This window comes from Paracoccus tegillarcae (assembly GCF_002847305.1).
GTDB classification, from domain to species: Bacteria; Pseudomonadota; Alphaproteobacteria; order Rhodobacterales; family Rhodobacteraceae; genus Paracoccus; species Paracoccus tegillarcae.
Window position 1 is genome coordinate 3,402,561 of the sequence record NZ_CP025408.1, and the last position, 19,754, is coordinate 3,422,314.

At 60.8% G+C, this 19,754-nt stretch carries 21 protein-coding genes and 1 pseudogene; 8 read left to right on the forward strand and 14 right to left on the reverse strand.

All coding sequences use genetic code 11. The features are described 5' to 3' along the window. Positions 1–37: 37 nt before the first annotated feature. The 6 genes from hydA (at position 38) to CUV01_RS16750 (ending at position 5,611) form a co-directional block, all read left to right on the forward strand. Positions 38–1,489: a dihydropyrimidinase gene (gene hydA / locus CUV01_RS16725; RefSeq protein ID WP_101461465.1), complete on the forward strand. Its 1,452-nt coding sequence runs from the start codon at positions 38–40 to the stop codon at positions 1,487–1,489. Between the two features lie 182 nt (positions 1,490–1,671). Continuing rightward, positions 1,672–2,451: an ABC transporter ATP-binding protein gene (locus CUV01_RS16730; RefSeq protein WP_101461466.1), complete on the forward strand. Its 780-nt coding sequence runs from the start codon at positions 1,672–1,674 to the stop codon at positions 2,449–2,451. Positions 2,452–2,466: 15 nt separating this feature from the next. Then, the gene (locus tag CUV01_RS16735) at positions 2,467–3,330 is read left to right on the forward strand and encodes an ABC transporter permease (RefSeq protein WP_101461467.1); all 864 of its coding nucleotides are present in this window, start codon (positions 2,467–2,469) and stop codon (positions 3,328–3,330) included. Continuing rightward, a complete protein-coding gene (locus tag CUV01_RS16740; protein ID WP_101461468.1) occupies positions 3,327–4,160 on the forward strand; it encodes an ABC transporter permease in 834 nt (277 codons plus the stop codon). Before CUV01_RS16735 ends, CUV01_RS16740 begins: the two co-directional genes overlap by 4 nt. Positions 4,161–4,192: 32 nt before the next feature. Further along, positions 4,193–5,182 (forward strand): ABC transporter substrate-binding protein, encoded by a 990-nt coding sequence (locus CUV01_RS16745; RefSeq protein WP_101461469.1) that lies wholly within the window; start codon positions 4,193–4,195, stop codon positions 5,180–5,182. Positions 5,183–5,236: 54 nt separating this feature from the next. Continuing rightward, the gene (locus tag CUV01_RS16750) at positions 5,237–5,611 is read left to right on the forward strand and encodes a Rid family hydrolase (RefSeq protein ID WP_232962325.1); all 375 of its coding nucleotides are present in this window, start codon (positions 5,237–5,239) and stop codon (positions 5,609–5,611) included. Between the two features lie 24 nt (positions 5,612–5,635). On the opposite strand, the gene CUV01_RS16755 is transcribed toward CUV01_RS16750, so the two are convergent. Both CUV01_RS16755 and CUV01_RS16760 read right to left on the reverse strand, forming a co-directional pair. Next, a complete protein-coding gene (locus tag CUV01_RS16755) occupies positions 5,636–6,094 on the reverse strand; it encodes a hypothetical protein (RefSeq protein ID WP_101461470.1) in 459 nt (152 codons plus the stop codon). 3 nt (positions 6,095–6,097) lie between these two features. Further along, positions 6,098–6,403: a DUF6152 family protein gene (locus CUV01_RS16760; RefSeq protein ID WP_232962327.1), complete on the reverse strand. Its 306-nt coding sequence runs from the start codon at positions 6,401–6,403 to the stop codon at positions 6,098–6,100. A gap of 223 nt (positions 6,404–6,626) precedes the next feature. Here CUV01_RS16760 and CUV01_RS16765 point away from each other — a divergent pair, with 223 nt between their 5' ends. Next, positions 6,627–7,364, forward strand: coding sequence for a cytochrome c biogenesis CcdA family protein (locus CUV01_RS16765; protein ID WP_101461472.1), 738 nt, complete (start codon positions 6,627–6,629; stop codon positions 7,362–7,364). Positions 7,365–7,434: 70 nt separating this feature from the next. Here CUV01_RS16765 and CUV01_RS16770 read toward each other — a convergent pair whose 3' ends face one another. The 11 genes and pseudogenes from CUV01_RS16770 to CUV01_RS16815 form a co-directional block, all read right to left on the reverse strand. Further along, a complete protein-coding gene (locus tag CUV01_RS16770) occupies positions 7,435–8,343 on the reverse strand; it encodes a diguanylate cyclase (protein ID WP_101461473.1) in 909 nt (302 codons plus the stop codon). Next, positions 8,340–11,204, reverse strand: coding sequence for a hybrid sensor histidine kinase/response regulator (locus CUV01_RS16775; RefSeq protein ID WP_101461474.1), 2,865 nt, complete (start codon positions 11,202–11,204; stop codon positions 8,340–8,342). Before CUV01_RS16775 ends, CUV01_RS16770 begins: the two co-directional genes overlap by 4 nt. Next, a complete protein-coding gene (locus CUV01_RS16780) occupies positions 11,194–11,571 on the reverse strand; it encodes a hypothetical protein (RefSeq protein ID WP_157994893.1) in 378 nt (125 codons plus the stop codon). Before CUV01_RS16780 ends, CUV01_RS16775 begins: the two co-directional genes overlap by 11 nt. Before the next feature lie 254 nt (positions 11,572–11,825). Further along, positions 11,826–12,086, reverse strand: coding sequence for a hypothetical protein (locus tag CUV01_RS16785; protein WP_157994894.1), 261 nt, complete (start codon positions 12,084–12,086; stop codon positions 11,826–11,828). A gap of 138 nt (positions 12,087–12,224) precedes the next feature. Further along, positions 12,225–13,151 (reverse strand): P-type ATPase actuator domain-containing protein, encoded by a 927-nt coding sequence (locus tag CUV01_RS16790; protein ID WP_101461477.1) that lies wholly within the window; start codon positions 13,149–13,151, stop codon positions 12,225–12,227. After that, positions 13,148–13,603 carry a FixH family protein gene (locus tag CUV01_RS16795; protein ID WP_101461478.1) on the reverse strand — a complete coding sequence of 152 codons (456 nt, stop codon included), beginning with the start codon at positions 13,601–13,603 and terminating at the stop codon, positions 13,148–13,150. Before CUV01_RS16795 ends, CUV01_RS16790 begins: the two co-directional genes overlap by 4 nt. After that, positions 13,600–14,445 (reverse strand): FixG Ig-like domain-containing protein, encoded by an 846-nt coding sequence (locus tag CUV01_RS16800; protein WP_198731839.1) that lies wholly within the window; start codon positions 14,443–14,445, stop codon positions 13,600–13,602. Before CUV01_RS16800 ends, CUV01_RS16795 begins: the two co-directional genes overlap by 4 nt. Positions 14,446–14,612: 167 nt before the next feature. Next, positions 14,613–15,278 (reverse strand): cytochrome-c oxidase, cbb3-type subunit III, encoded by a 666-nt coding sequence (gene ccoP / locus CUV01_RS16805; protein ID WP_101462184.1) that lies wholly within the window; start codon positions 15,276–15,278, stop codon positions 14,613–14,615. Next, positions 15,191–15,580: pseudogene (locus tag CUV01_RS19740) on the reverse strand (cbb3-type cytochrome c oxidase subunit I); the annotation flags it as partial. The gene ccoP and the pseudogene CUV01_RS19740, both read right to left, overlap by 88 nt. A gap of 163 nt (positions 15,581–15,743) precedes the next feature. Next, the gene (gene fnrL / locus CUV01_RS16810) at positions 15,744–16,502 is read right to left on the reverse strand and encodes a transcriptional regulator FnrL (protein WP_277869382.1); all 759 of its coding nucleotides are present in this window, start codon (positions 16,500–16,502) and stop codon (positions 15,744–15,746) included. A gap of 150 nt (positions 16,503–16,652) precedes the next feature. Continuing rightward, on the reverse strand, positions 16,653–17,906 hold the full coding sequence (locus CUV01_RS16815; protein ID WP_101462186.1) for a lytic murein transglycosylase: 1,254 nt from the start codon (positions 17,904–17,906) through the stop codon (positions 16,653–16,655). A 186-nt stretch (positions 17,907–18,092) separates the two neighbouring features. Here CUV01_RS16815 and CUV01_RS16820 point away from each other — a divergent pair, with 186 nt between their 5' ends. Then, positions 18,093–18,695: a YitT family protein gene (locus tag CUV01_RS16820; protein WP_101461479.1), complete on the forward strand. Its 603-nt coding sequence runs from the start codon at positions 18,093–18,095 to the stop codon at positions 18,693–18,695. Between the two features lie 51 nt (positions 18,696–18,746). On the opposite strand, the gene CUV01_RS16825 is transcribed toward CUV01_RS16820, so the two are convergent. After that, the gene (locus tag CUV01_RS16825; protein ID WP_101461480.1) at positions 18,747–19,619 is read right to left on the reverse strand and encodes a hypothetical protein; all 873 of its coding nucleotides are present in this window, start codon (positions 19,617–19,619) and stop codon (positions 18,747–18,749) included. Positions 19,620–19,754: the final 135 nt, after the last annotated feature.

Below are 19,754 nucleotides of genomic sequence, written 5' to 3' on the forward strand. Positions count from 1 at the left end.
CCCCCGGGATATTTGAGTGAAAAAGAAAGGTGCAGGGATGAGCACGGTAATTCGAAACGGAACCATCGTCACCGCCGATCTGACCTATAAGGCCGACGTTCTGATCGAGGGCGGCAAGATCACCGCGATTGGCGAGAACCTGACCGGCGACACGCAACTGGACGCGACCGGATGCTATGTCATGCCGGGCGGAATTGATCCGCATACGCATCTGGAGATGCCCTTCATGGGCACCTATTCCGCCGATGATTTTGAAAGCGGCACCCGCGCGGCGCTGGCCGGTGGCACGACGATGGTGGTCGATTTCGCCCTGCCGTCGCCCCAGCAAGGGCTGCTGGATGCGTTGCAGATGTGGGACAATAAATCGGGCCGCGCCCATTGCGACTATTCCTATCACATGGCGGTCACCTGGTGGGGGCAGCAGGTGTTTGACGAGATGGCAGAGGTCGTCAAACGCGGCATCACCACCTTCAAGCATTTCATGGCCTATAAGGGCGCGCTGATGGTGAATGACGACGAACTCTTCGCCAGCTTCCGCCGGGTGGGCGATCTGGGCGGGATCGCGATGGTTCATGCCGAGAATGGCGATGTGGTGGCCGAACTGTCCGCCCGTCTGCTGGCCGAGGGCAATACCGGCCCCGAAGCGCATGCCTATTCCCGCCCGCCGCAGGTCGAGGGCGAAGCCACGAACCGCGCGATCATGGTGGCCGATATGGCCGGCGTGCCGCTGTATGTGGTCCATACCAGTTGCGAGGACAGCCACGAGGCGATCCGCCGCGCGCGTCAACAGGGCAAGCGCGTCTGGGGCGAACCCTTGATCCAGCATCTGACGCTGGATGACAGCGAATATTTCAACAAGGATTGGGACCACGCCGCGCGGCGCGTCATGTCTCCGCCATTCCGTGACAAGCGCAATCAGGACAGCCTCTGGGCGGGTCTGCAATCGGGCAGCCTGTCGGTGGTCGCGACCGATCATTGCGCCTTTACGACCGAACAGAAACGCACCGGCGTCGACGATTTCACCAAGATTCCGAATGGCACCGGCGGGCTTGAGGATCGGATGCCGATGCTGTGGACGCATGGGGTGAATACCGGGCGGCTGACGCCGAATGAATTTGTCGCCATCACCTCGACCAATATCGCCAAGATCCTGAACGTCTATCCACGGAAGGGTGCGGTGCTGGTCGGCAGCGATGCCGATCTGGTGGTCTGGGATCCGAAGACCGAAAAGACGATCACCGCAGGAAGCCAGCAATCCGCCATTGATTACAATGTGTTCGAGGGCCAGAAGGTCAAGGGACTGCCACGCTTTACCCTGACGCGCGGCGTGGTCGCTGTGACCGAGGGCAAAGTCGATAGCCGTGAAGGTCACGGCGAGTTTGTTGCGCGAGAACCGAACACTCAGGTCAATCGCGCCCTGTCGCAATGGAAGGAACTGACCGCGCCGAGGCCGATAGAACGGTCAGGTATACCCGCAACGGGGGTTTGACATGAAAGAGTGCAAGTGCGGTTGCGAAGGAGTAGCCTCGGGGGGCCTATTTCTTCACGGCCATGATCAAAAGCTTGGAGTGGCAAGTGAGCGGGCAGCCGGTGGCATTCTAGAACTACGAGATATGGTTGAGAAGGAGACGGGGAAAGAGATAGTGGGTGTTACAACGCAATCACAACGAGATGACTGAGCCCGTCGTCACCGCTGACAAGATCGACCTGACCTTTCAGACCGCCGATGGCCCGGTCCATGCGCTGAAAGGCGTCAATCTGACCATCAATCAGGGCGATTTCGTCAGCTTTATCGGTCCTTCAGGCTGCGGCAAGACTACTTTTCTGCGCACCATCGCCGCGTTGGAAACGCCGACCGGCGGCACCATGACCGTCAATGGAATGAGCGCGGATGAGGCGCGGCGCGCCCGTGCCTATGGCTATGTCTTTCAGGCACCGGGCCTGTATCCTTGGCGCACGATTTCGGGGAACATATCTCTGCCGCTTGAAATCATGGGGTTTTCCAAATCTGACCGCAAGCAGCGGGTCGACCGCGTGATGGATCTGGTCGAACTGTCCGGCTTTGGCGGCAAGTTTCCGTGGCAGTTGTCGGGCGGGATGCAGCAGCGCGCCAGTATCGCGCGCTCGCTCGCCTTTGACGCAGATATCCTGCTGATGGATGAGCCTTTTGGCGCGCTTGATGAGATTGTCCGCGACCGCCTGAACGAGGCGCTGCTGGAACTGTGGAGGAAAACCCGAAAAACCATTGGTTTTGTGACACATTCCATCCCCGAGGCCGTCTATCTTTCGACCCGCATCGTCGTCATGTCACCGCGCCCCGGTCGTATCACCAGGATCATCGAAAGCACCCTGCCCGACGAGCGCCCGCTGGATATTCGCGATACGCCGGAATTCATCGCATTGGCCCATGAGGTCCGCGAGGGCCTGCGCGAGGGGCACAGCTATGACTGACCGCCGGTCCATCGCATGAGCCGCGTCCTGCCCGTTCTGACTGTCATCGCTGCGATCATCCTGGTCTGGTATGTCGCGGCAATCGGCATGAACGCGCAATGGGCAAAGGATCAGGCGGCGCGCGCGGATACGACGCTGACCACCGGCGAACTGATCGCTGATACGCTGTCTCAGGATCGGCCTGTTCTGCCCGCGCCTCATCAGGTGGCGGCCGGGTTATGGGATGGATTGGCCGGGCAAAAGATCACCTCGCGCAGATCGCTGGTGTATCATGCCTGGATCACGCTAAGCGCGACGATGGCAGGCTTTGCCATTGGCAGTCTGGCGGGGATTGTGCTGGCCGTCGGCATCACCCATAGCAAGGTCATGGATCAATCGGTCATGCCCTGGGCGGTGGCCAGCCAGACCGTGCCCATTCTGGCCATTGCGCCGATGGTGATCGTGGTCTTTGCCAGCGTGGGCGTCACCGGGTTGTTGCCCAAGGCTATGATATCCGCGTGGCTCAGTTTCTTTCCCGTGCTGGTCGGCATGGTCAAGGGGTTGCGTACGCCTGATGCGATGCAGCTTGATCTGATGCGATCCTGGAGCGCGACCAGAAGCCAGGCTTTTTGGCGGTTGCGGCTGCCATCCTCGATGCCGTTCCTTTTTGCCAGTCTGAAGATCGCGGTGGCAGCGGCATTGGTGGGCACAATCGTCGGGGAACTGCCCGCTGGTGCAACCTCAGGCCTGGGCGCGCGACTGCTGTCGGGCAGCTACTACGGACAGACGGTGCAGATCTGGTCGGCGTTGTTCACAGCAGCGGCGCTGGCGGCGGGATTGGTCATGCTGATCGGCTGGATCGAGCGAATGACCCTGCGCCGCATGGGGTTGGCCAAATGACCGCCTTGCCGATCATCGCGGTCTGGCTGAGCGCCTGGGGGTTGAACGCCTGGCTTGCGCGATTTGATACGCGGCTGACCCGCCTGCTGGTCGCGTTGATCTTCGGGGCGACGATCCTGATCTTGTGGGAAATGATCGTGCGCGCCTATGGCGTGCCATCGGTGATCCTGCCGGCGCCCAGCCAGATCTGGGCCAGTTTCATGGCGAATACCAGCATTCTCTGGGTCGATTTCGTGCAAACCATCCTCAAGGGCGCGCTGACGGGCTGGGTCATGGGCGCGCTGGCCGCCATTGCGACCGCCATCCTGATCGACCGCAGCCCATTTTTGCAACGCGGATTGCTGCCCATTGCCAATTTCGTAGCCGCCCTGCCGATCGTCGGCATCGCGCCCATTCTGGTGATGTGGTTCGGCTTTGACTGGCAATCCAAGGCCGCCGTCGTGGTCGTGATGGTGTTCTTTCCGATCCTTGTGAATATGGTCGCGGGGCTTGCGGCAACCGACGCCATGCAACGCGATCTGATGGCAACCTGGAGCGCAGGCTACTGGCAATCGCTATGGAAGATGCGCATGCCTGCCGCGATGCCTTTCCTTTTCAACGGTCTGAAAATCACCACCACATTGGCCCTGATCGGGGCCATCGTTGCCGAATTCTTCGGCAGCCCGACACGCGGCATGGGGTTTCGTATCTCGACAGCCGTGGGGCAACTGGACCTGCCCTTGGTCTGGGCCGAAATTCTAGTGGCCGCAATCGCCGGTTCGCTGTTTTATGGAATCGTGGCGCTGATCGAAAAGCGGGTAACCTTTTGGCACCCCTCGCAGCGCAAATAAGCCGGGCGACCGGCACAACAGGAGAGGACGCCATGAAGAAACTGATGATCAGCGCCGCCGGACTTGCCTTGATGGCCGGCACCGCCAACGCGGCTGATGAGCTGTCTTTGCAACTGAAATGGGTCACCCAGGCCCAGTTCGCGGGCTATTACGTGGCCAAGGACAAGGGCTTTTACGACGAAGAAGACCTGGACGTCACCATCAAGCCGGGTGGTCCGGATATCGCGCCGACACAGGTGTTGGCAGGCGGCGGCGCCGATGTGACAGTCGAATGGATGCCCGCCGCGCTGGCGGCGCGTGAAAAAGGGCTGCCGCTGGTCAATATCGCGCAGCCGTTCAAATCATCGGGGATGATGCTGACCTGCCTCAAAGAGAGCAATATTTCCGACCCCAAGGCCGATTTTCCGGGCAAGACCCTGGGTGTGTGGTTCTTTGGCAATGAATACCCGTTCCTGAGCTGGATGAACCATCTGGAGATCCCGACGGAAGGTGGCGAGGACGGGGTTACGGTGCTCAAACAGGGCTTCAACGTCGATCCGCTGCTGCAAAAGCAGGCCGCCTGCATCAGCACCATGACCTATAACGAATACGGTCAGGTTCTGGATGCCGGCATTGCCGAGGACGATCTGGTGACCTTCAAATACGAAGACCAGGGCGTCGCGACGCTGGAAGACGGGCTTTATACGCTGCAGGAAAACCTCGACGATCCGGAAATGGTCGACAAGCTGACGCGCTTTGTCCGGGCCAGCATGAAGGGTTGGAAATATGCCGAAGAAAACTCCGAGGAAGCCGCTGAGATCGTGCTGGAAAATGACGAAACAGGCGCGCAGACCATCGAACATCAGACTCGCATGATGACCGAGGTCGCCAAGCTGACCGCAGGCTCTAACGGCGCGCTGGACGAGGCCGATTATCAACGCACAGTCGACACACTGCTGTCGGGCGGATCGGATCCTGTCATTTCTGCCGAACCCGAGGGTGCCTGGACCCATGTGATCACAGATCAGGCATTGAGCGAGTAATCAGCGCTGCTGTGGGGGCGTTCGCCGCCCCCACACCCCCTGCGGGATATTTCGATGAAGAAGAAACGGGCGATCATTCCCAAGGCGGCGCGGGACGCGATGTCCGCGTCGCGGATGTCGCCGGGCACATTGGCGGAGGGGTTCCTGTTTCTGACCGGAATGACGGGTAGCAGGCCGGACGGCGAGATGCCGATGGACCCCGAAGAGCAGTTTCGCGGCGCTTTCGATAAAATCGGCGAGGTATTGGCCGAAGCTGGACCGGGGTTCGACGCGGTGGTCGAGATGACAAACTATAACGCAGGGCTACGTTGGCATTTGCCCTGTTTGATCACGAGAGGCTGGACTAGCTGGCGCCGCCCTACCCCGCGTGGCCTGCGGTCGAGGTGGCGGGGTTTCGGCGCGAGTGGGCGATTGTCGAGATCCGGGTGATCGCGTCGGCCGGTGACTGACAGATTAACCAGCAAAGGCCAACATCCGACCGCAGCCCAAAACGGCAAGCCAGATGATCAGCGAGGTGACGCCGACCCGTCTGAGCGCGACGGTCGCGCCGTCGAAACTGTTGGTCGAATGAAACCAAAGCGCGTGACCAGTGCCGACGGCGATCAGGACCAGCTTGACCCGAAACAGCGACATTTGCGCATAATCGGCAGGGCCTGCGAGAAACAGCATCAGCCCTGTCATCATTGCCAGCGACAATCCGGAAACCGCGACCGGAACGAGGACACGTGCCAGCATTTCGACGGGCACCGCCGGCCACAGTCCGATCAACCGCAGATCGAGGCTGCCGATCGCGCCGATCAACAGGGCGATGCCAAGCACATGCCCGCCACTGACTGCCGCGTAGAGCCAGCGGCTGTTGCGCATCACCTGCGCCAGATCCGTGCTGGCAAGCGCCTCGATCAGCGGCTCCACGCTTTAACCACGTTCAGGATAGAGGTCATGCAACTTGCCGTCGAACCAGATCCGCTCTGCCTTCAACAGTCGATCCTCGAGATTTGCCGAGGGCTCGCCCTCGATCACGATCTCTCGCCCCGTCGCAAAGTCACTGTCAGTCAGCCCGGCGCGCTGGTTGCGCCATGGCTGTCCGACCTCGACCATCCACTGATCGCCCTCTGCATCCACCCGCAACACGCCATGCGGATTTCCCAAATTGGCAGATGCGATCAACCCCGACAGCCGGATGTTCCGGCCCGTCGTCCAGCGCCAACCGTGATGGGCCATGGCAGGCCCCGCGGTCGCCAGGGCGAGCAAGCATAGGGCGGCACAGCGCCGTGTCATTATCATGATAAACCCCCTTCCCCTGATCAAATCATAGGTCCAGAAGGACAAAGCTGGCAAATCACGCTTGGTGGCGCGCGCGGCAGTATCGTCGGCGCGGCGCTAAGAAGCGCGCAGTTTGACGTAGCTTGGTCAAGGAATGGACATCCGTCACAGAGGAGACGTCATGCCAGAAATCGGCTACCTAGGTGCGGCGGTGGCGGGACTTTTAGCCTTTTTCTCACCCTGCATTTTACCGATGGTGCCATTCTATCTGGCATATATCGGTGGGCTGTCAGTGGCAGAATTGCGCGATGGAAGCGCTTCTGCGCGCGGTCGGAGTCCGCGGACTGTTATCCCTGCAATCGCATTTGCATCTGGCGTGACTAGCATTTTCATGCTGTTGGGACTGGGTGCAACCATGCTTGGCAGGGCGTTTGCAGAATATTACCAACCTCTCAGCTATCTTGCGGCGGCGATCCTGATCGTGTTCGGGCTGCATTTTCTTGGCGTTCTGCGCATTTCGTTTCTCTTTCGAGAGGCCAGACTCTCAACGGATTTACGGCCCGGCTCGGTTTTGGGTGCCTATGTGATGGGGCTGGCCTTTGGTTTCGGCTGGACGCCCTGTGTGGGACCGGCGCTTGCCGCGATCCTGATGATCGCATCGGGCAGCGGGGATTTGTGGCACGGTTCGTCGCTGCTTTTGGTTTTTGGATTGGGGATGACCCTGCCCTTTGTCATCGTGGCTTTTCTTGCGCCCACTTTCATGGGTTGGATGGCGCGCCATCGTAAAAGCTTGGGGTATGTCGAAAAGGCAATGGGGCTATTGCTGATCCTCTTTGGGGTATTGATCGCCTCGGGCAATATTGACCAAATCGCGGACTGGCTGCTGCGGAATTTCAGCTGGAGCGCGACAGTCATCTGACTGTGAAGATCCGACCGAATGCGACCCGCGGTGAGGGTTATGAGGTGTGGAAACCAGCCAATCGCCATTCTCAATCAGCTGCGCCGCCTGTCACCTGGTTCCTGCCATTCTTTTTGCTGGTATAGAGCATTGTATCAGCCTTCTCGAAATAGAGTGCGGTCGATGGTTCCGGGCCACACCTAAAGCTGGTAACGCCCACGCTTATGGTCACCACATTTCCTACCCCCGAACCGGAATGCGGAATGGTGAGAGCCTCAATGGTCTTGCGCATCTCTTCTGCGATACGCATAGCACCATCCAAATCCGTGGCAGGCAGGACGCCGGCAAATTCCTCGCCGCCATAGCGCGTGCAAAAATCGCTGCCGCGACGCATCGTATCATTCAACGCCGCTGCGACCTTTCGCAAGCAGCTATCCCCCGCCGGATGACCGTATATATCATTGAACTGCTTGAAAAAATCGATATCCACAAGGGCCAGAGATAGCCATTCCCTGGTCTTTGCCAGCCTCGGCACGATTTCGTCAAGCTGACATTCCAGCATGCGACGATTGCCCAGGCTGGTCAGCGGATCGATCATCGTCAGGTTGACCAGCCGGTCTCTAACGCGTTTGAGTTCGACGTGATTTCCGACACGTTGACGCAATGAGACAGGCTGTACCGGCTTGATCACGTAATCAATCGCGCCGGCAGACAGACCCTGAACCTCGTCTTCAAGAGCATGAAGGCCTGTGGTAAAAATCACCGGAACATCCGCCAGTTGCGGGTCCTGCTTTAGCCTGCGACAGGTCTCGTATCCGTCCAAACCGGGCATGATGATGTCCAGCAAGATCAGGTCCAACGGGTTTTTCACGGCCATCTCGATCGCCTGTTCGCCCGAACGGGCGAAAACGATGTCGTATTCGTCTTCCAGGATCGCGCCGATCGTTTCAATATTGGCGATCTCGTCATCGACCACCATGATGACAGGCTTGCTGTTCATGCTGACTTATCCTTCCGATCGTTGGCCAGGTCCGCATAGTGGGCGTCAAGCAATTCCAGCGCTTCGTCATAATCCAGCCGCAACAGCGCCTCGCCCATCGGGTCCTGCTCTCGCTGCTCGGGCGTCAGACCGAGGGCGTCGGCGAATGTTCCGTAAGCGCGCCGTGCGGAAAGGCTTTGTCGCCCCAGTTTATCGCGCAGATCATCGCGCGCTGTCATGGCGGCCGTTATATCCGTGACCTCGGCCGCTTGGTCGGGCATGCGGGCCGGTGCGCTGCGATCTGGGATCAGGCTGGCGGCCGCATTGACAGCCGACTGAACCGCAACCCGCAATTCAGCCATCAGATCGTCAAATCCGGTTTGATGACCCGATCGCAATAGGTCCTCGATCGCCTGCGCCGGGGCGACCACATCCGCAAGCTCTAGCGATGCCGCGACGCCCTTTAGACTATGTGCAAGATCCGCGGCCTCGCCATGCTTGCCTTGGTGAATTTTGGCAGCCAGCCTGTCGACGCAATCACTGTAGTTATCGTGAAAGCTGACGATCAAGCGGCGAAGCAGCGGTTTTCGGCCATTCACCCGTGCCAGCGCAGTCTCGATGTCGAACGGAGGCAGTTGCGCTGGCAGCTCTTCATTGGCGTGGCCGTCTGGTCGGCTGCGGATCTGGGCTGGTGCCCCATTCGCCTCTGCGGCGCTGAGCCACTGTGTCAGCGTCGCGATCAACAGCTGCGGATCGATGGGCTTTGCGATGTGATCGTTCATTCCGGCGCCCAGGCAGCGTTGCCGGTCCTCTTCATAGGCATGGGCTGTCATCGCGATAATCGGCAGCGCCTCGGAGGAAACTGTTTCTCGAATGCGCACTGTCGCGGTCACACCGTCCATTTCAGGCATCTGAACGTCCATCAGGATAGCGGCGAAATCATCGCCCCGGGACTCGACCATCTCGCATGCCAGCCGTCCGTTCGATGCGCATTCTACAACCAATCCGGCATCGGTCAGCAGTTCGACTGCGATTTCGCGGTTGATCTCGTTATCCTCAGCCAGAAGAACGCGCAGACCGTGTAGCTGCCTTGGCAGTTGATCAACATAGCCAAAGCCTGGCCGGCCGCTGCCGTCCACGATCTGTGTATCGTCATCCGTTGTCGCGACCTGGAACAGGTGGTTGAGGGTCGAGCTCAAACGGGCCGCATCGATCGGTTTGCTCAGAAAAGCAGCTATATCCTGACCTGCGCCGAGTTGAATGCAGTCATCGAGATCATAGGCGGTCATCATCACCGTGACCGGCAGCTTGCTCAGGCCCGGCAAGCCTTTCATTCGTTTCAGAGCGTCCATCCCATCGATCACCGGCATTTTCCAGTCCAGCATCAGCAGATCATAAGATTTGCCATCTGCCGCGGCGGTCTGAACCATATCAAGCACGCTCTGCCCCGAAACAGCCAGGTCGGCCTGCATTCCCCATCTTGCGAAGATTTCCTGGATGATCTGCCGCGCCGCCGGATTGTCGTCGCCCACAAGAATGCGCAGCCGCCTGAGGCTGCCATCGGGCCCGGTCGCGACATATGGCAGTTGGCCGCCGAGCCTCATTCGGACCAGAAAGGTGAATGTGCTGCCCTGATCGGCGACACTATCGACCTTGATCCAACCGCCCATCTGCTCTGCGATCTGACGACTTATCGCCAGGCCCAGACCCGTACCGCCAAACCTGCGCGTGGTCGAAGGATCCGCCTGAGCGAAGGATTTGAACAAGACGGCTTGCTGTTCAGGCGTCATGCCAATGCCACTGTCTTTGACGCTGCACTGGATGTCGGCGATGCCATCCGCCTCGGCCACCTTTTCGACGGTGACAGAAATACGCCCCTGTGGTGTGAACTTGATCGCATTGCTAAGCAGGTTCAGGACCACCTGATTGAAGCGCATGTCATCGCCGATCAGCAGCGTTGGAATGTTCTTGGCCACCTGAACGTCGACCGACAGTCCCTTTGACAGCGCGCTTTCAGAAACCATCTGCAACTGACTTTCGATTGCCGTGCGCAGATCGAATTCGCATTCATCCAGTTCGAACTTTCCTGCCTCGATCTTCGAGACATCCAGGACGTCGTTGATCAAACGCAGCAGTGTCACGCCGGCGGAATTGATCTTGCCGATCTGATCCTTTTGCGATGGTTTCAATGCCGTGCGCTGCAGCAGATGCGAGAACCCCAGAATCGCGTTGATGGGCGTGCGTATCTCATGGCTGACATTGGCCAGGAACATGCTTTTGGCCTGATTCGCGGCTTCGGCCTCGCGTGTCCGCTCTTCTAGCGCGACGCCTTTTTTCAGCAATTCATCGCCCATCCGCCCGATGCGCCAAAAGGTTTCGCGCAACTTGGTGACGACCCAAAGCAGGACAATGGTCTGAAAGGCAACGATGACCGCATGCAGCAGCACCCGCGCCAGATCGCCCTGCCCCGGAAAAACGGCACTCGGCAGCAGATACAGCAGAACCAGATGATGCAGTGAGGTCAGGGCTGCGCCCAGATATAGCGGCGTGGTCCGGAACCATGCGATGTTCAGCGCCATCAGCGCAAAGAAATACATGTGCATGTCCATCTGCCACGGATGGCCGCTGAAAAGCACAAGCAGCAGCGCCGGTTCGCTTATCAGCGCCACGGTTCCGACATAGCAGGTGGCGGGCGCAACACCGCAGCGCCGATAGGTCATGTGATAAAGGGCTGCCGGCACAGAGGCTGTCAGCACGGCGGTGGCAAACGGCAAGGCCTGGATCCAGAGGGACACCAGCCCCGCAAGCGGAACATGCAGCCAGAACAGCCATACCAGCAGCGCTGCATATCTGTTGCGCAGGCCAACAAGCTCATTCTTCATTTTCGCCCTCCACCAAATTACCGGAACAGCCAAGGAAACGAGGCGAGGGCAGCGCCAGCCACGCCCCCTGCCGATAGAGGCGGTCCTTGAAATCCGCCGCGTCTGACATGGCTACAGCGACCGCCGGAACGGCCCCGAAGCCAACAACACCGCCTTGCGCCCGCCAGACCATTTCGGTCATTTCTGCGCGACTGGTCCAGGGCGCCGCGACGATGACGAACTGATCGGTTCCGCCCATGGTCAGCGATGCGGCAATCAGGCCCAGCAGACCAAAAACCGCCAGCATTGCCGCCGGCAGAAAATCTACCAACCGTGAACGAGTTTCGTCGTCATCAAAGTCCATCGGGCGATCAAAACTGTCTGCCATCACATTCCAAATCATCTGCTGGCGATAGGTCGCCGTTGCACATCGTCTACCGACAATATGACAGCGGAGCGTAAACAGGCGCCCTGAAAGAAATCAGGTTTTTAGTTGTATTTGATCTATTTGGAGCGCGGCGGTTGGCCTGCAGTACGGCTAGTGTTGATCGCGACCGTCATCCAAAAGGATGCCATTGGCGGCCCCTTCGGGGTCGTCATCTTGCCGGGATCAGATCGTGCAGATGAACAGAAGCAACGCAATCACACCAGGAAACAGAGAACAGGGATCAGGGTCAGGAGGATGGTCATCGTTAAACTCACACGCTGCGCATTCAAGGTCGCGGTGACCGAACTGGTCGACATGGCGATCGCGGCAATCAGCGGTAAGGCAAAGCCCAGGACGGCCAGCGGCACCGCCATAGCGTTAAAACGCGCGGCGATCATCAGGTTTTCCTGCATCCGCCGGCGCGCATGGTGGCTTGCGCGCAGGACATCGACAACCATCGCGATATCCCCGGTCACGACCACATCGGCGGCTTTGCGGCTGACATCCAGTGCGTGGCCGGGCGTTTTCGGCCACCGCAATCATCCGCACCATGCGCCGCAGCGTCGTGTTCTCGCCAATGGCGGTGGCCCGGATGCACAGCGGGCCGGTCAGGATCACCTCACCAGCGGCATGCTCTTGGCCGGAAACCCGCTGACAGGATCGGATTCGCCGGTCAGGGCGCTGCGATAGATCCGCGCGCTGTCATCCATCAGCACGGCGTCAACGGGCACGCGCGCACTGGCAGCCAGCCACAGAATATCGCCGACACGCACCTCCTGGATGGGTCTTGAGACGCGGGCCGAACCTTCGATCCGGTGCACCCTCTTAGGTTCCAGCGCTGACATATCCGCCGCCGCCGAGCGTACCGCACGGCGCATCATCTGTTCGAGGTAGCGCCCCGCCAGCAAAAAGAAGGTCAGCGGTAGCGCGGTGTCGAACCAGGTGTGATCGCTGCCCTTGACCACTTCGTAAAGCGACATGCCGCAGGCCAACAAAATCGCCAGTGAGATCGGCACGTCCATCGCCAGACGTCCCGCGCGCAGGGCGCCCAATGCGTTGCGAAAGAACGGCCGGGCTGCAAAAGCCGTGCCGGGCAGCGCGATCAGGGCGCTGATCCATTGCAGGAAATCGCGCGTCACATCGGCGGCGCCGGACCAGACGGCGACCGATAGCAGCATGACATTCATCATCGCAAAGCCCGCGATGCCAAGATGCAGGACGATATCGGGCTGGTTATCTGCGGGCGGCTGGGCATCCGACGTGACTTCATGCGCGTCGTAACCGGCATTGGCCAATGCCTCGATCCAGTCAGCCGGGTCGGCACCGGGTGCGGCACGGATCCAGGCGCGCTTGCGGGTCAGATTGACGCGTGCGTCGCTGACACCCGGGGCGGATCTGAGGATGGCTTCGACCCCGCCGATGCAGGCGGCACAATGGATGCCGGGCAAGACCAGTTCGATCGTGCCGTCCAACGGGCGGTCCGGTTCGGCACCCGCCCCCATCACACCGATGGCGCAGCCGGGACAGATAGCGACGCTCATTCCGGCACCCGCAACTCTAATCGCTGCCGGAATACCGTGCCATCATGGGCCTCGGCTGCGAACCACAGATACCACAGCCCCGGCGCCAGTCCCGGCACATCGGCGAGATAGGTATCGCCGTGGGGGTGAAACTCCGGCGCGCGGTCCTGAGCGGCAAGGCTGGCGCGGCCCAGTTTCGCCTCTGTGATTTCAGCGCGAACAAGACCGCCCTGCCCGGTGATATCCAGCCGCAGCATATCGCCGTCCACGCGCACCGATGCCTGCCAACCCAGTGCCTGCTGCGCGATACGATCACGGTCAAAGGACTGGCTTGCCACGTAGGAATTCTTGACCTCAAGCCCCGGAAATGTCCGGATGGCCTGAGTTCCCAGCACCAGATTGACCCCGATGATGATCGCGACGGCTGACCCAAAGATCATTGCGACATGATAGCCCCTAAGTTCGCCGCTCATTGCGCTTCCTTTCCATGAAACACGCTATCCGCACCCACGCGTTCGGCTGATTGCGGTTCTTCGATCGCAAAGCGGATATCGGTCGTATCCGCCATGGCAGACCCCGTATTCGCGGGCGCGAGCACATAGATACGGTGCAACGCGGTTGTGTCGGCCGGCACCATGACGCTGCTGTCGTCGGCCCTTTCGAGCCTGACCTGCGAATTGGGATCCCCGGCCAATTCGATATTGAACTGCCGTTCATCGCCCCATTTGTTGCGCAGGCGGACATCATACGCGTTGCCGATCGAGCCATCGGACAGGGAGACGAACAGCGGATTGCGGATGGGCGAAACCGCGACCTCGATCTGGGGACGGACCAGCAGCGCCGCGTCGGACAGCGCCAGATTGCCGATCAGCCCGCGCGGCTTGCGCGCCGTCATCGGGGCGTTCCACAGCCGCACGCGGGCATTGCGGTCGCCTTTGATCCAGCGTTCGACCAGTATGAACAAATCGGTCCAGACCGTCTGAGGACAGGTATAGCCGCACCAGACCCGGCCAAGCGCCGAGGTAAAGAGGAACAACCCGATCCCCGCCATGATCAGCAGGCCGGCCACGAAATAGAATTCCTGCGGCCAGATCCTGATCCAGAAGAAATAGAAACGCCGATGCGCCATGTCGATCAGGACCGCCTGATCCGGCAGGCTGGGTCCACGATCCCAATGGATCCATGGCGTGACGTGACAGATCGCCAGCGTCACGCCCATGATCCACCACTTCCGCGCGCGAAACTTCGCCGCGACCCGGCGGGGAAAAATCGGCTCGCGAGGCGCATAGAGACTGCGCGGGTTTGGCTGATTCATCGTCAAAAGACCTATCTGCTCGCAGGGCGCTGTCTGGCACCGATGGCGCGCGCGCTCCTTGACCTGGATCAAGATATGAACGGATGCCCCGGCCCGATCACAGTTGCGAACAGATCACCGGCCCGGGCACAGGCCGGATGAAGGGCCCGACCTCTGGAAGGCGGCGTTTACTCGCCACCTCCTGGCTGATACACGTAGAGGGTCACGGCTTTGACCTCGGCATCCGAGAGACGCGGCGACCAGCCGGACATGACGCCAAAGCGGGCCTCGTCGATGGTTTCGGCGATCACTTCGCGGTCGCCGCCATAAAGCCAGATCGCATCGGTCAGATCAGGCGCGCCCTGCATCCGGTCGCCCGTGCCGTCATCGCCGTGGCAGGCCACGCAATTATCGGCGAAAAACTGCGAACCGGTCTTTGCCATGGCGGCGTCGCGATCGCGCCCGAACAAGGACAGCACATATTCCGTGATTGACGCGCTCTCGTCATGCGGCAGGAATTCGCCAACAGCCGGCATTTGCGAGAACGGCGCATCTGCATCGGTCACATTGCGGGTGCCGTGGCGGACCGTCACCTCGATTTTCTCCAGAGAACCGCCCCACAACCAGTCATCATCCAGCAGATCGGGATAGCCCCGCGCCCCTGCCGCACCGGCGCCGTGGCATGGCGAAGAAGTGGCCCGAAACACCGCCGCCCCGCCCGTGACCCCGAACTGATGGGCGGGATCTTCGATGGCAAGCGTGGTCAGATCGGCACGTTTCCGCCAAAGGCAAAGATCACCGCGCTGGTATGCAGGGGCCGCAACCGCCCGAAATTCGCATAGGGCTGCGCCCAGTCCAGATTCAACGCCGGGAAGGCCCGTTGAAGGGCGATGAAGATGCCCAGCAGAAACCCGACCACGCCCCAAAAGACCGTGGCGTTAACGCCCGCGCGGACCACATCATCCATATAGCCTGATCTATCCACGACCCGTGCCGGGGCATCCGCGCGCCGCACGAGCAAAATGGCCATCCCGCCCGGCAGAAACATCAAGATCAGGGCGTGCACCCGATAGGCCAGATCATGTGCCCAGTTGGCCGCGATAGCCATACATTGGGCCACAAGCCCAAGCGCCGCCAGTTTCAAGGCGTCCGTCATCCAATTTCCCTCGTGATCGATTCGCGCGGTTCTGTTGGCGAGGCTGGACGACGATCATCACAGGGCTATCGCCTTGGTCTGGATCAAGCAGGATCAAAATCCTCCAACTTCGGACAATTGCGGGTTCAATCGGTGAAGCAGTTTCTAAGGTGTGGGAAACGGTTCAGGCAGTGAGCGTGTCATCATCGCCGGTCTCGGCGATCAGCGCATCCATGTCCGAGATGACGACGCCGCGCGCGCCCTCGATGCTGATCAGCCCATCCCTGCGCAGCGCGGTCAATTGCCGGCTGACGGTTTCGATGGTCAGGCCAAGATAATTGGCGATTGCCTCGCGGGTGATCGGCAGTTCGATCCTGGCGTTCTTTCCGCCCAGATCTTCGGGCAGATTTGCCCGCTGCAGGATCAGGGAAAGCAGACTGGCGATCCTTTCGCGGGCGGTCTTGCGGCCCAGCAGCAACATCCAGTCACGCGCCGCGTCCAATTCGTCCAGCGACATTTCCAGCAGGCGTTCCTGCACATGTGGCATGTCCTGCATCAACTGCTCGAACGCCCCTCTGCGAAAACAGCACAGCGTCACATCAGTCACGGCGGTGACATCATAAGGGGCCTCGGCACGACCGGGGCGGCCGATGAAATCCGAGGGCAGCAGCAAGCCGATCATCTGGGTGCGCCCGTCGCTGATCGAACGGCTCAGCATGGCCGTGCCCGAGACGATAGAGGCAACCATGTCCAGTCGCTCTCCGCGCAGGGTAATCACCTGCCCGGCCTGGCAGCTTCTGTAGGATTTGATCTCTCTCAGCCGATCCAACTCGTCCGTATCGCATTTGGCGCAAACTGCCCGGTGCCGGATTGGGCAGCAGGAACAGTCGATCTTCAGCGAGCGGATAATATCGGCGGTCATGATCCGTCTGCTCTGGATCATGCCGTCATGTGACGCAAGGTAAAAACCTGCGCTCTTTGGTCACAGCCAAGCCTTGACAGGCAAGATCCGGCCTATCCGCCCGTCAACCGGCACAGGGTCAAGGCGCTTGCCGGTGGCCGCCAGACGACACCACCGGCAGGACTGGGCATGTCAGCCCAGCATTTGCACCAATGCGCGCGAGGGTTCGCCCGTTGCCGGCAACCCACGCGAGCGTTGGAAGGCACTGATCGCCTCGCGGGTGGCAGGTCCGACGACGCCGTCCGTTCCCTTGGTGTCGTAACCCATTGCGGTCAGACGCGACTGCATCCGGCGGCGGTCGTCAATGGTCAGCCCGTACTGATCCGGCGGAAAGCTGCCCTGGATAGGCGCGCCGCCGCGCAGACGGTCGGACAGGTGACCCACGCCGATCACGTATTTCTCGGCATTGTTATAGCGGGTGATGACGGTGAAGTTTCGGAAGGTCATGAAGGCGGGACCGTTCCTGCCCTGCGGCGTGATGATCGAGGCCGGTCCGTAATCGGGCACGGTGCCGCCACTGGCCGCACGCACGCCCATCGACGCCCACGCCGAGGGGCTGCGCGAGGAACCGCGCCCGAACGGCCCTGAAAAGCCCGAGGGCAGCCGCACTTCGACGCCCCAGGGCTGGCCGCGCTGCCAGCCCGAACGTTGCAGATAGGCAGCCGTCGAGGCCAGCGAGTCGGTGGGATCGTTCGACCAGATATCGCGACGGCCATCGCCGTTGAAATCGACCGCGTAGAGCAGATAAGAGGTCGGGATGAACTGCGTATGCCCCATGGCGCCAGCCCAGCTGCCGGTCATGCCGGCAGGCGGGACATCGCCGTTTTGCAGGATCTTCAGCGCCGCCACCAGCTGCTGTTCAAAGAACGACCCGCGCCGCCCCTGATAGGCCAGCGTGCTGGTCGCCGCGATCACCGGAATATTGCCGCGCCGTTCGCCATAGGTGCTTTCCATGCCCCAGACAGCCACCACAACCGCCGCCTCGACGCCGTAGCGTGCCTCGATCTGGCTCAGAACACCGCTGTGACGCGCGAGATTGGCGCGGCCCTTGCTGACCCGGTCGGTCGAGGCGGCGATGGCCAGATAATCCTCCAGCGTGCGGGTGAATTCGGTCTGATTGCGGTCGTTCTCGATCACGGTGGGCAGATAGCCGCCGCCCTGCGAAAACGCATTGTCCAGCACACCGGCGGAAATGCCCTGCCGCGCCGCGCGGCCCTTGAAAGCTGCGACCCAGTTGTCATAGCCCGCATTGGGCACCGGGCGCGGCGGCGGCGCAATGGTGCCCGAGGATGAGCCAGCCCCCCCGCCGCCGGGAATGGCCGGTCCGCAGGATACCAGCCCCGCTGCCATAAGTCCGAATGTTACCGCTCTTCTGCTTGTTGTCAGGGTCATGCCCGCTCTCCCCATGGTTTTGCCTATGTCTAGCCGCTCACGGGCTGTGCGAAAAGTCGTGATGGAGCCGTTATCAGCGGCTTGCACGGACACGCTTGATATCGCGGCAGAGTTTTCGCTTTGCGCAGGGCGTCAATTCGGTGGCTTGCCAATTCCCGCGCAAGACGGCACATCGCAGGCATGACCCAACAGATCACCACACACAGCGCGGCTGACGACGCGCAAGGCATCGCCTTTGGCAGCTTCATGGCCGCATTTGGCGTGGCCCTGCTGACCCATCTGGGACTGATTACCGGACAGACGGCGGGCCTGGCCATTCTGATCGCCTATGCAACCGGGTGGTCGTTTGGTGCAGTGTTCTTTGTGGTGAACATTCCTTTTTATTGGCTGGGCTATCGTCGCTTTGGCCTGAGTTTCACGATCAAGACCTTTGCGGCCGTTCTGCTGACCTCGGTCCTTGCCGGGCTGGCGCCGGGCCTGATCCAGTTCGCAGAGGTCGATCCGGTCTTTGGCGCGATACTGGCGGGTGCGGTGTGCGGCACCGGCTTGCTGGCGCTGTTTCGTCATGGCGCGTCCCTGGGCGGCGTCGGCATTGTAGCGCTCTATCTGCAGGATGCGACGGGGTTTCGCGCAGGCTGGGCACAGTTGATTTTCGATGCGCTGCTTTTTGCGGCGGCTTTGTTCGTGATCGACTGGCAGTCAGTCGGCTACAGCTTTCTGGGTGCCGTCGTGCTCAACATGGTGATCGCGATCAATCACCGCCGCGACCGCTATATCGCATAAGGAAACGGCGCCCCGATCGGGACGCCGCCTTTGCCTGTATGACAGCCGCGATCAGCGTGCCGTTTCGCGGACAATCTCGCCGCGCGGGTTCAACTCGACGGTGACGTTCTCACCGGCGGCATTCACCGCCTCGACCGACATGCGCGGCCCGTCGCGGGTGATGCTGCCCAGATCGGCATAGCCGGCCTCGGTCATCAGCGTCGTGACAGCGGCTTCGTCCAGCAACGCTGGCGGCTGCATGTCCTGCCCCCGCATATCGCCGCCTTCACCGCCTTGGCCGCCGCGCATATCGCCGCGCATCTCGCCGCGATCACCGTGCATCTGGCCGTGATCCCCACGATCGCCGTGGTCGCCACGCTTGCCGCGTTTGCCACGCTTGCCGCCATCATCATCGTCGTCGTCACCGCGCCCAAAGCGGGTCATGGTGCCGTCCTCGGAAAAGGCTGCGCGCAGGTCTTCGCCATTGGCATCCGTTCCTTCGATCATGATCCCGGCCATACGCGATTGTGCCGGGGGCATGCCGATTTCGTCGATCTCTGCGAATTGGGCAAAGATATCCGAGCCGCGAACCGCCTCGGGAACCAGCGCCTCGATGACCGAGGCGGGCAGTGCCGCATCGTCATCGGCCTCGATCTTGCGAAGCTCGCCCGAAGGGTCCAGCTTGGCCTCGATCTGCGTGCCGTCGGCCAGCCGGCCCTCGACCTCGGTATGGCGGCGGTCGCGGTCGATATCGATATCCTGCAGATTCAGAGACCGGAGGATCTCGGGCAGGTCGTCTTCGGTAATCTCAACCGGCGCCTGAGGCGCTGCCGGTGCGGCAGGTGCCGCAGGTGCGGTTTCGGTGGTGGTTTGCGCCAAAGCGGCGCCACCCAGCCCGGTGATGATGGCCAGGATTGCGGCGGTGTTCTTGAACTTGCTGCTCATGATTGAACCTTTCACTTCTTCTTCCCAAGGGCACCCTGCCCCCGGTTGACGAATCAGGTCTAACCCAACGAGATCGAACCAAAGGCCAATGTCCCGTTTGGGTTTCGTTTGGCTTTCCCATGCCAAAAGAACCTC

What these genes read in the sequence shown, in the direction of transcription:
- hydA (WP_101461465.1), top strand. Translation starts at nt 38, where the DNA reads ATGAGCACGGTAATTCGAAACGGAACCATCGTCACCGCCGATCTGACC.
- CUV01_RS16730 (WP_101461466.1), top strand. Translation starts at nt 1,672, where the DNA reads ATGACTGAGCCCGTCGTCACCGCTGACAAGATCGACCTGACCTTTCAG.
- CUV01_RS16735 (WP_101461467.1), top strand. Translation starts at nt 2,467, where the DNA reads ATGAGCCGCGTCCTGCCCGTTCTGACTGTCATCGCTGCGATCATCCTG.
- CUV01_RS16740 (WP_101461468.1), top strand. Translation starts at nt 3,327, where the DNA reads ATGACCGCCTTGCCGATCATCGCGGTCTGGCTGAGCGCCTGGGGGTTG.
- CUV01_RS16745 (WP_101461469.1), top strand. Translation starts at nt 4,193, where the DNA reads ATGAAGAAACTGATGATCAGCGCCGCCGGACTTGCCTTGATGGCCGGC.
- CUV01_RS16750 (WP_232962325.1), top strand. Translation starts at nt 5,237, where the DNA reads ATGAAGAAGAAACGGGCGATCATTCCCAAGGCGGCGCGGGACGCGATG.
- CUV01_RS16760 (WP_232962327.1), bottom strand. Translation starts at nt 6,403, where the DNA reads ATGGCCCATCACGGTTGGCGCTGGACGACGGGCCGGAACATCCGGCTG.
- CUV01_RS16765 (WP_101461472.1), top strand. Translation starts at nt 6,627, where the DNA reads ATGCCAGAAATCGGCTACCTAGGTGCGGCGGTGGCGGGACTTTTAGCC.
- CUV01_RS16770 (WP_101461473.1), bottom strand. Translation starts at nt 8,343, where the DNA reads ATGAACAGCAAGCCTGTCATCATGGTGGTCGATGACGAGATCGCCAAT.
- CUV01_RS16775 (WP_101461474.1), bottom strand. Translation starts at nt 11,204, where the DNA reads ATGAAGAATGAGCTTGTTGGCCTGCGCAACAGATATGCAGCGCTGCTG.
- CUV01_RS16780 (WP_157994893.1), bottom strand. Translation starts at nt 11,571, where the DNA reads ATGGCAGACAGTTTTGATCGCCCGATGGACTTTGATGACGACGAAACT.
- CUV01_RS16790 (WP_101461477.1), bottom strand. Translation starts at nt 13,151, where the DNA reads ATGAGCGTCGCTATCTGTCCCGGCTGCGCCATCGGTGTGATGGGGGCG.
- CUV01_RS16795 (WP_101461478.1), bottom strand. Translation starts at nt 13,603, where the DNA reads ATGAGCGGCGAACTTAGGGGCTATCATGTCGCAATGATCTTTGGGTCA.
- CUV01_RS16800 (WP_198731839.1), bottom strand. Translation starts at nt 14,445, where the DNA reads ATGAATCAGCCAAACCCGCGCAGTCTCTATGCGCCTCGCGAGCCGATT.
- fnrL (WP_277869382.1), bottom strand. Translation starts at nt 16,502, where the DNA reads ATGATCCAGAGCAGACGGATCATGACCGCCGATATTATCCGCTCGCTG.
- CUV01_RS16820 (WP_101461479.1), top strand. Translation starts at nt 18,093, where the DNA reads ATGACCCAACAGATCACCACACACAGCGCGGCTGACGACGCGCAAGGC.
- CUV01_RS16825 (WP_101461480.1), bottom strand. Translation starts at nt 19,619, where the DNA reads ATGAGCAGCAAGTTCAAGAACACCGCCGCAATCCTGGCCATCATCACC.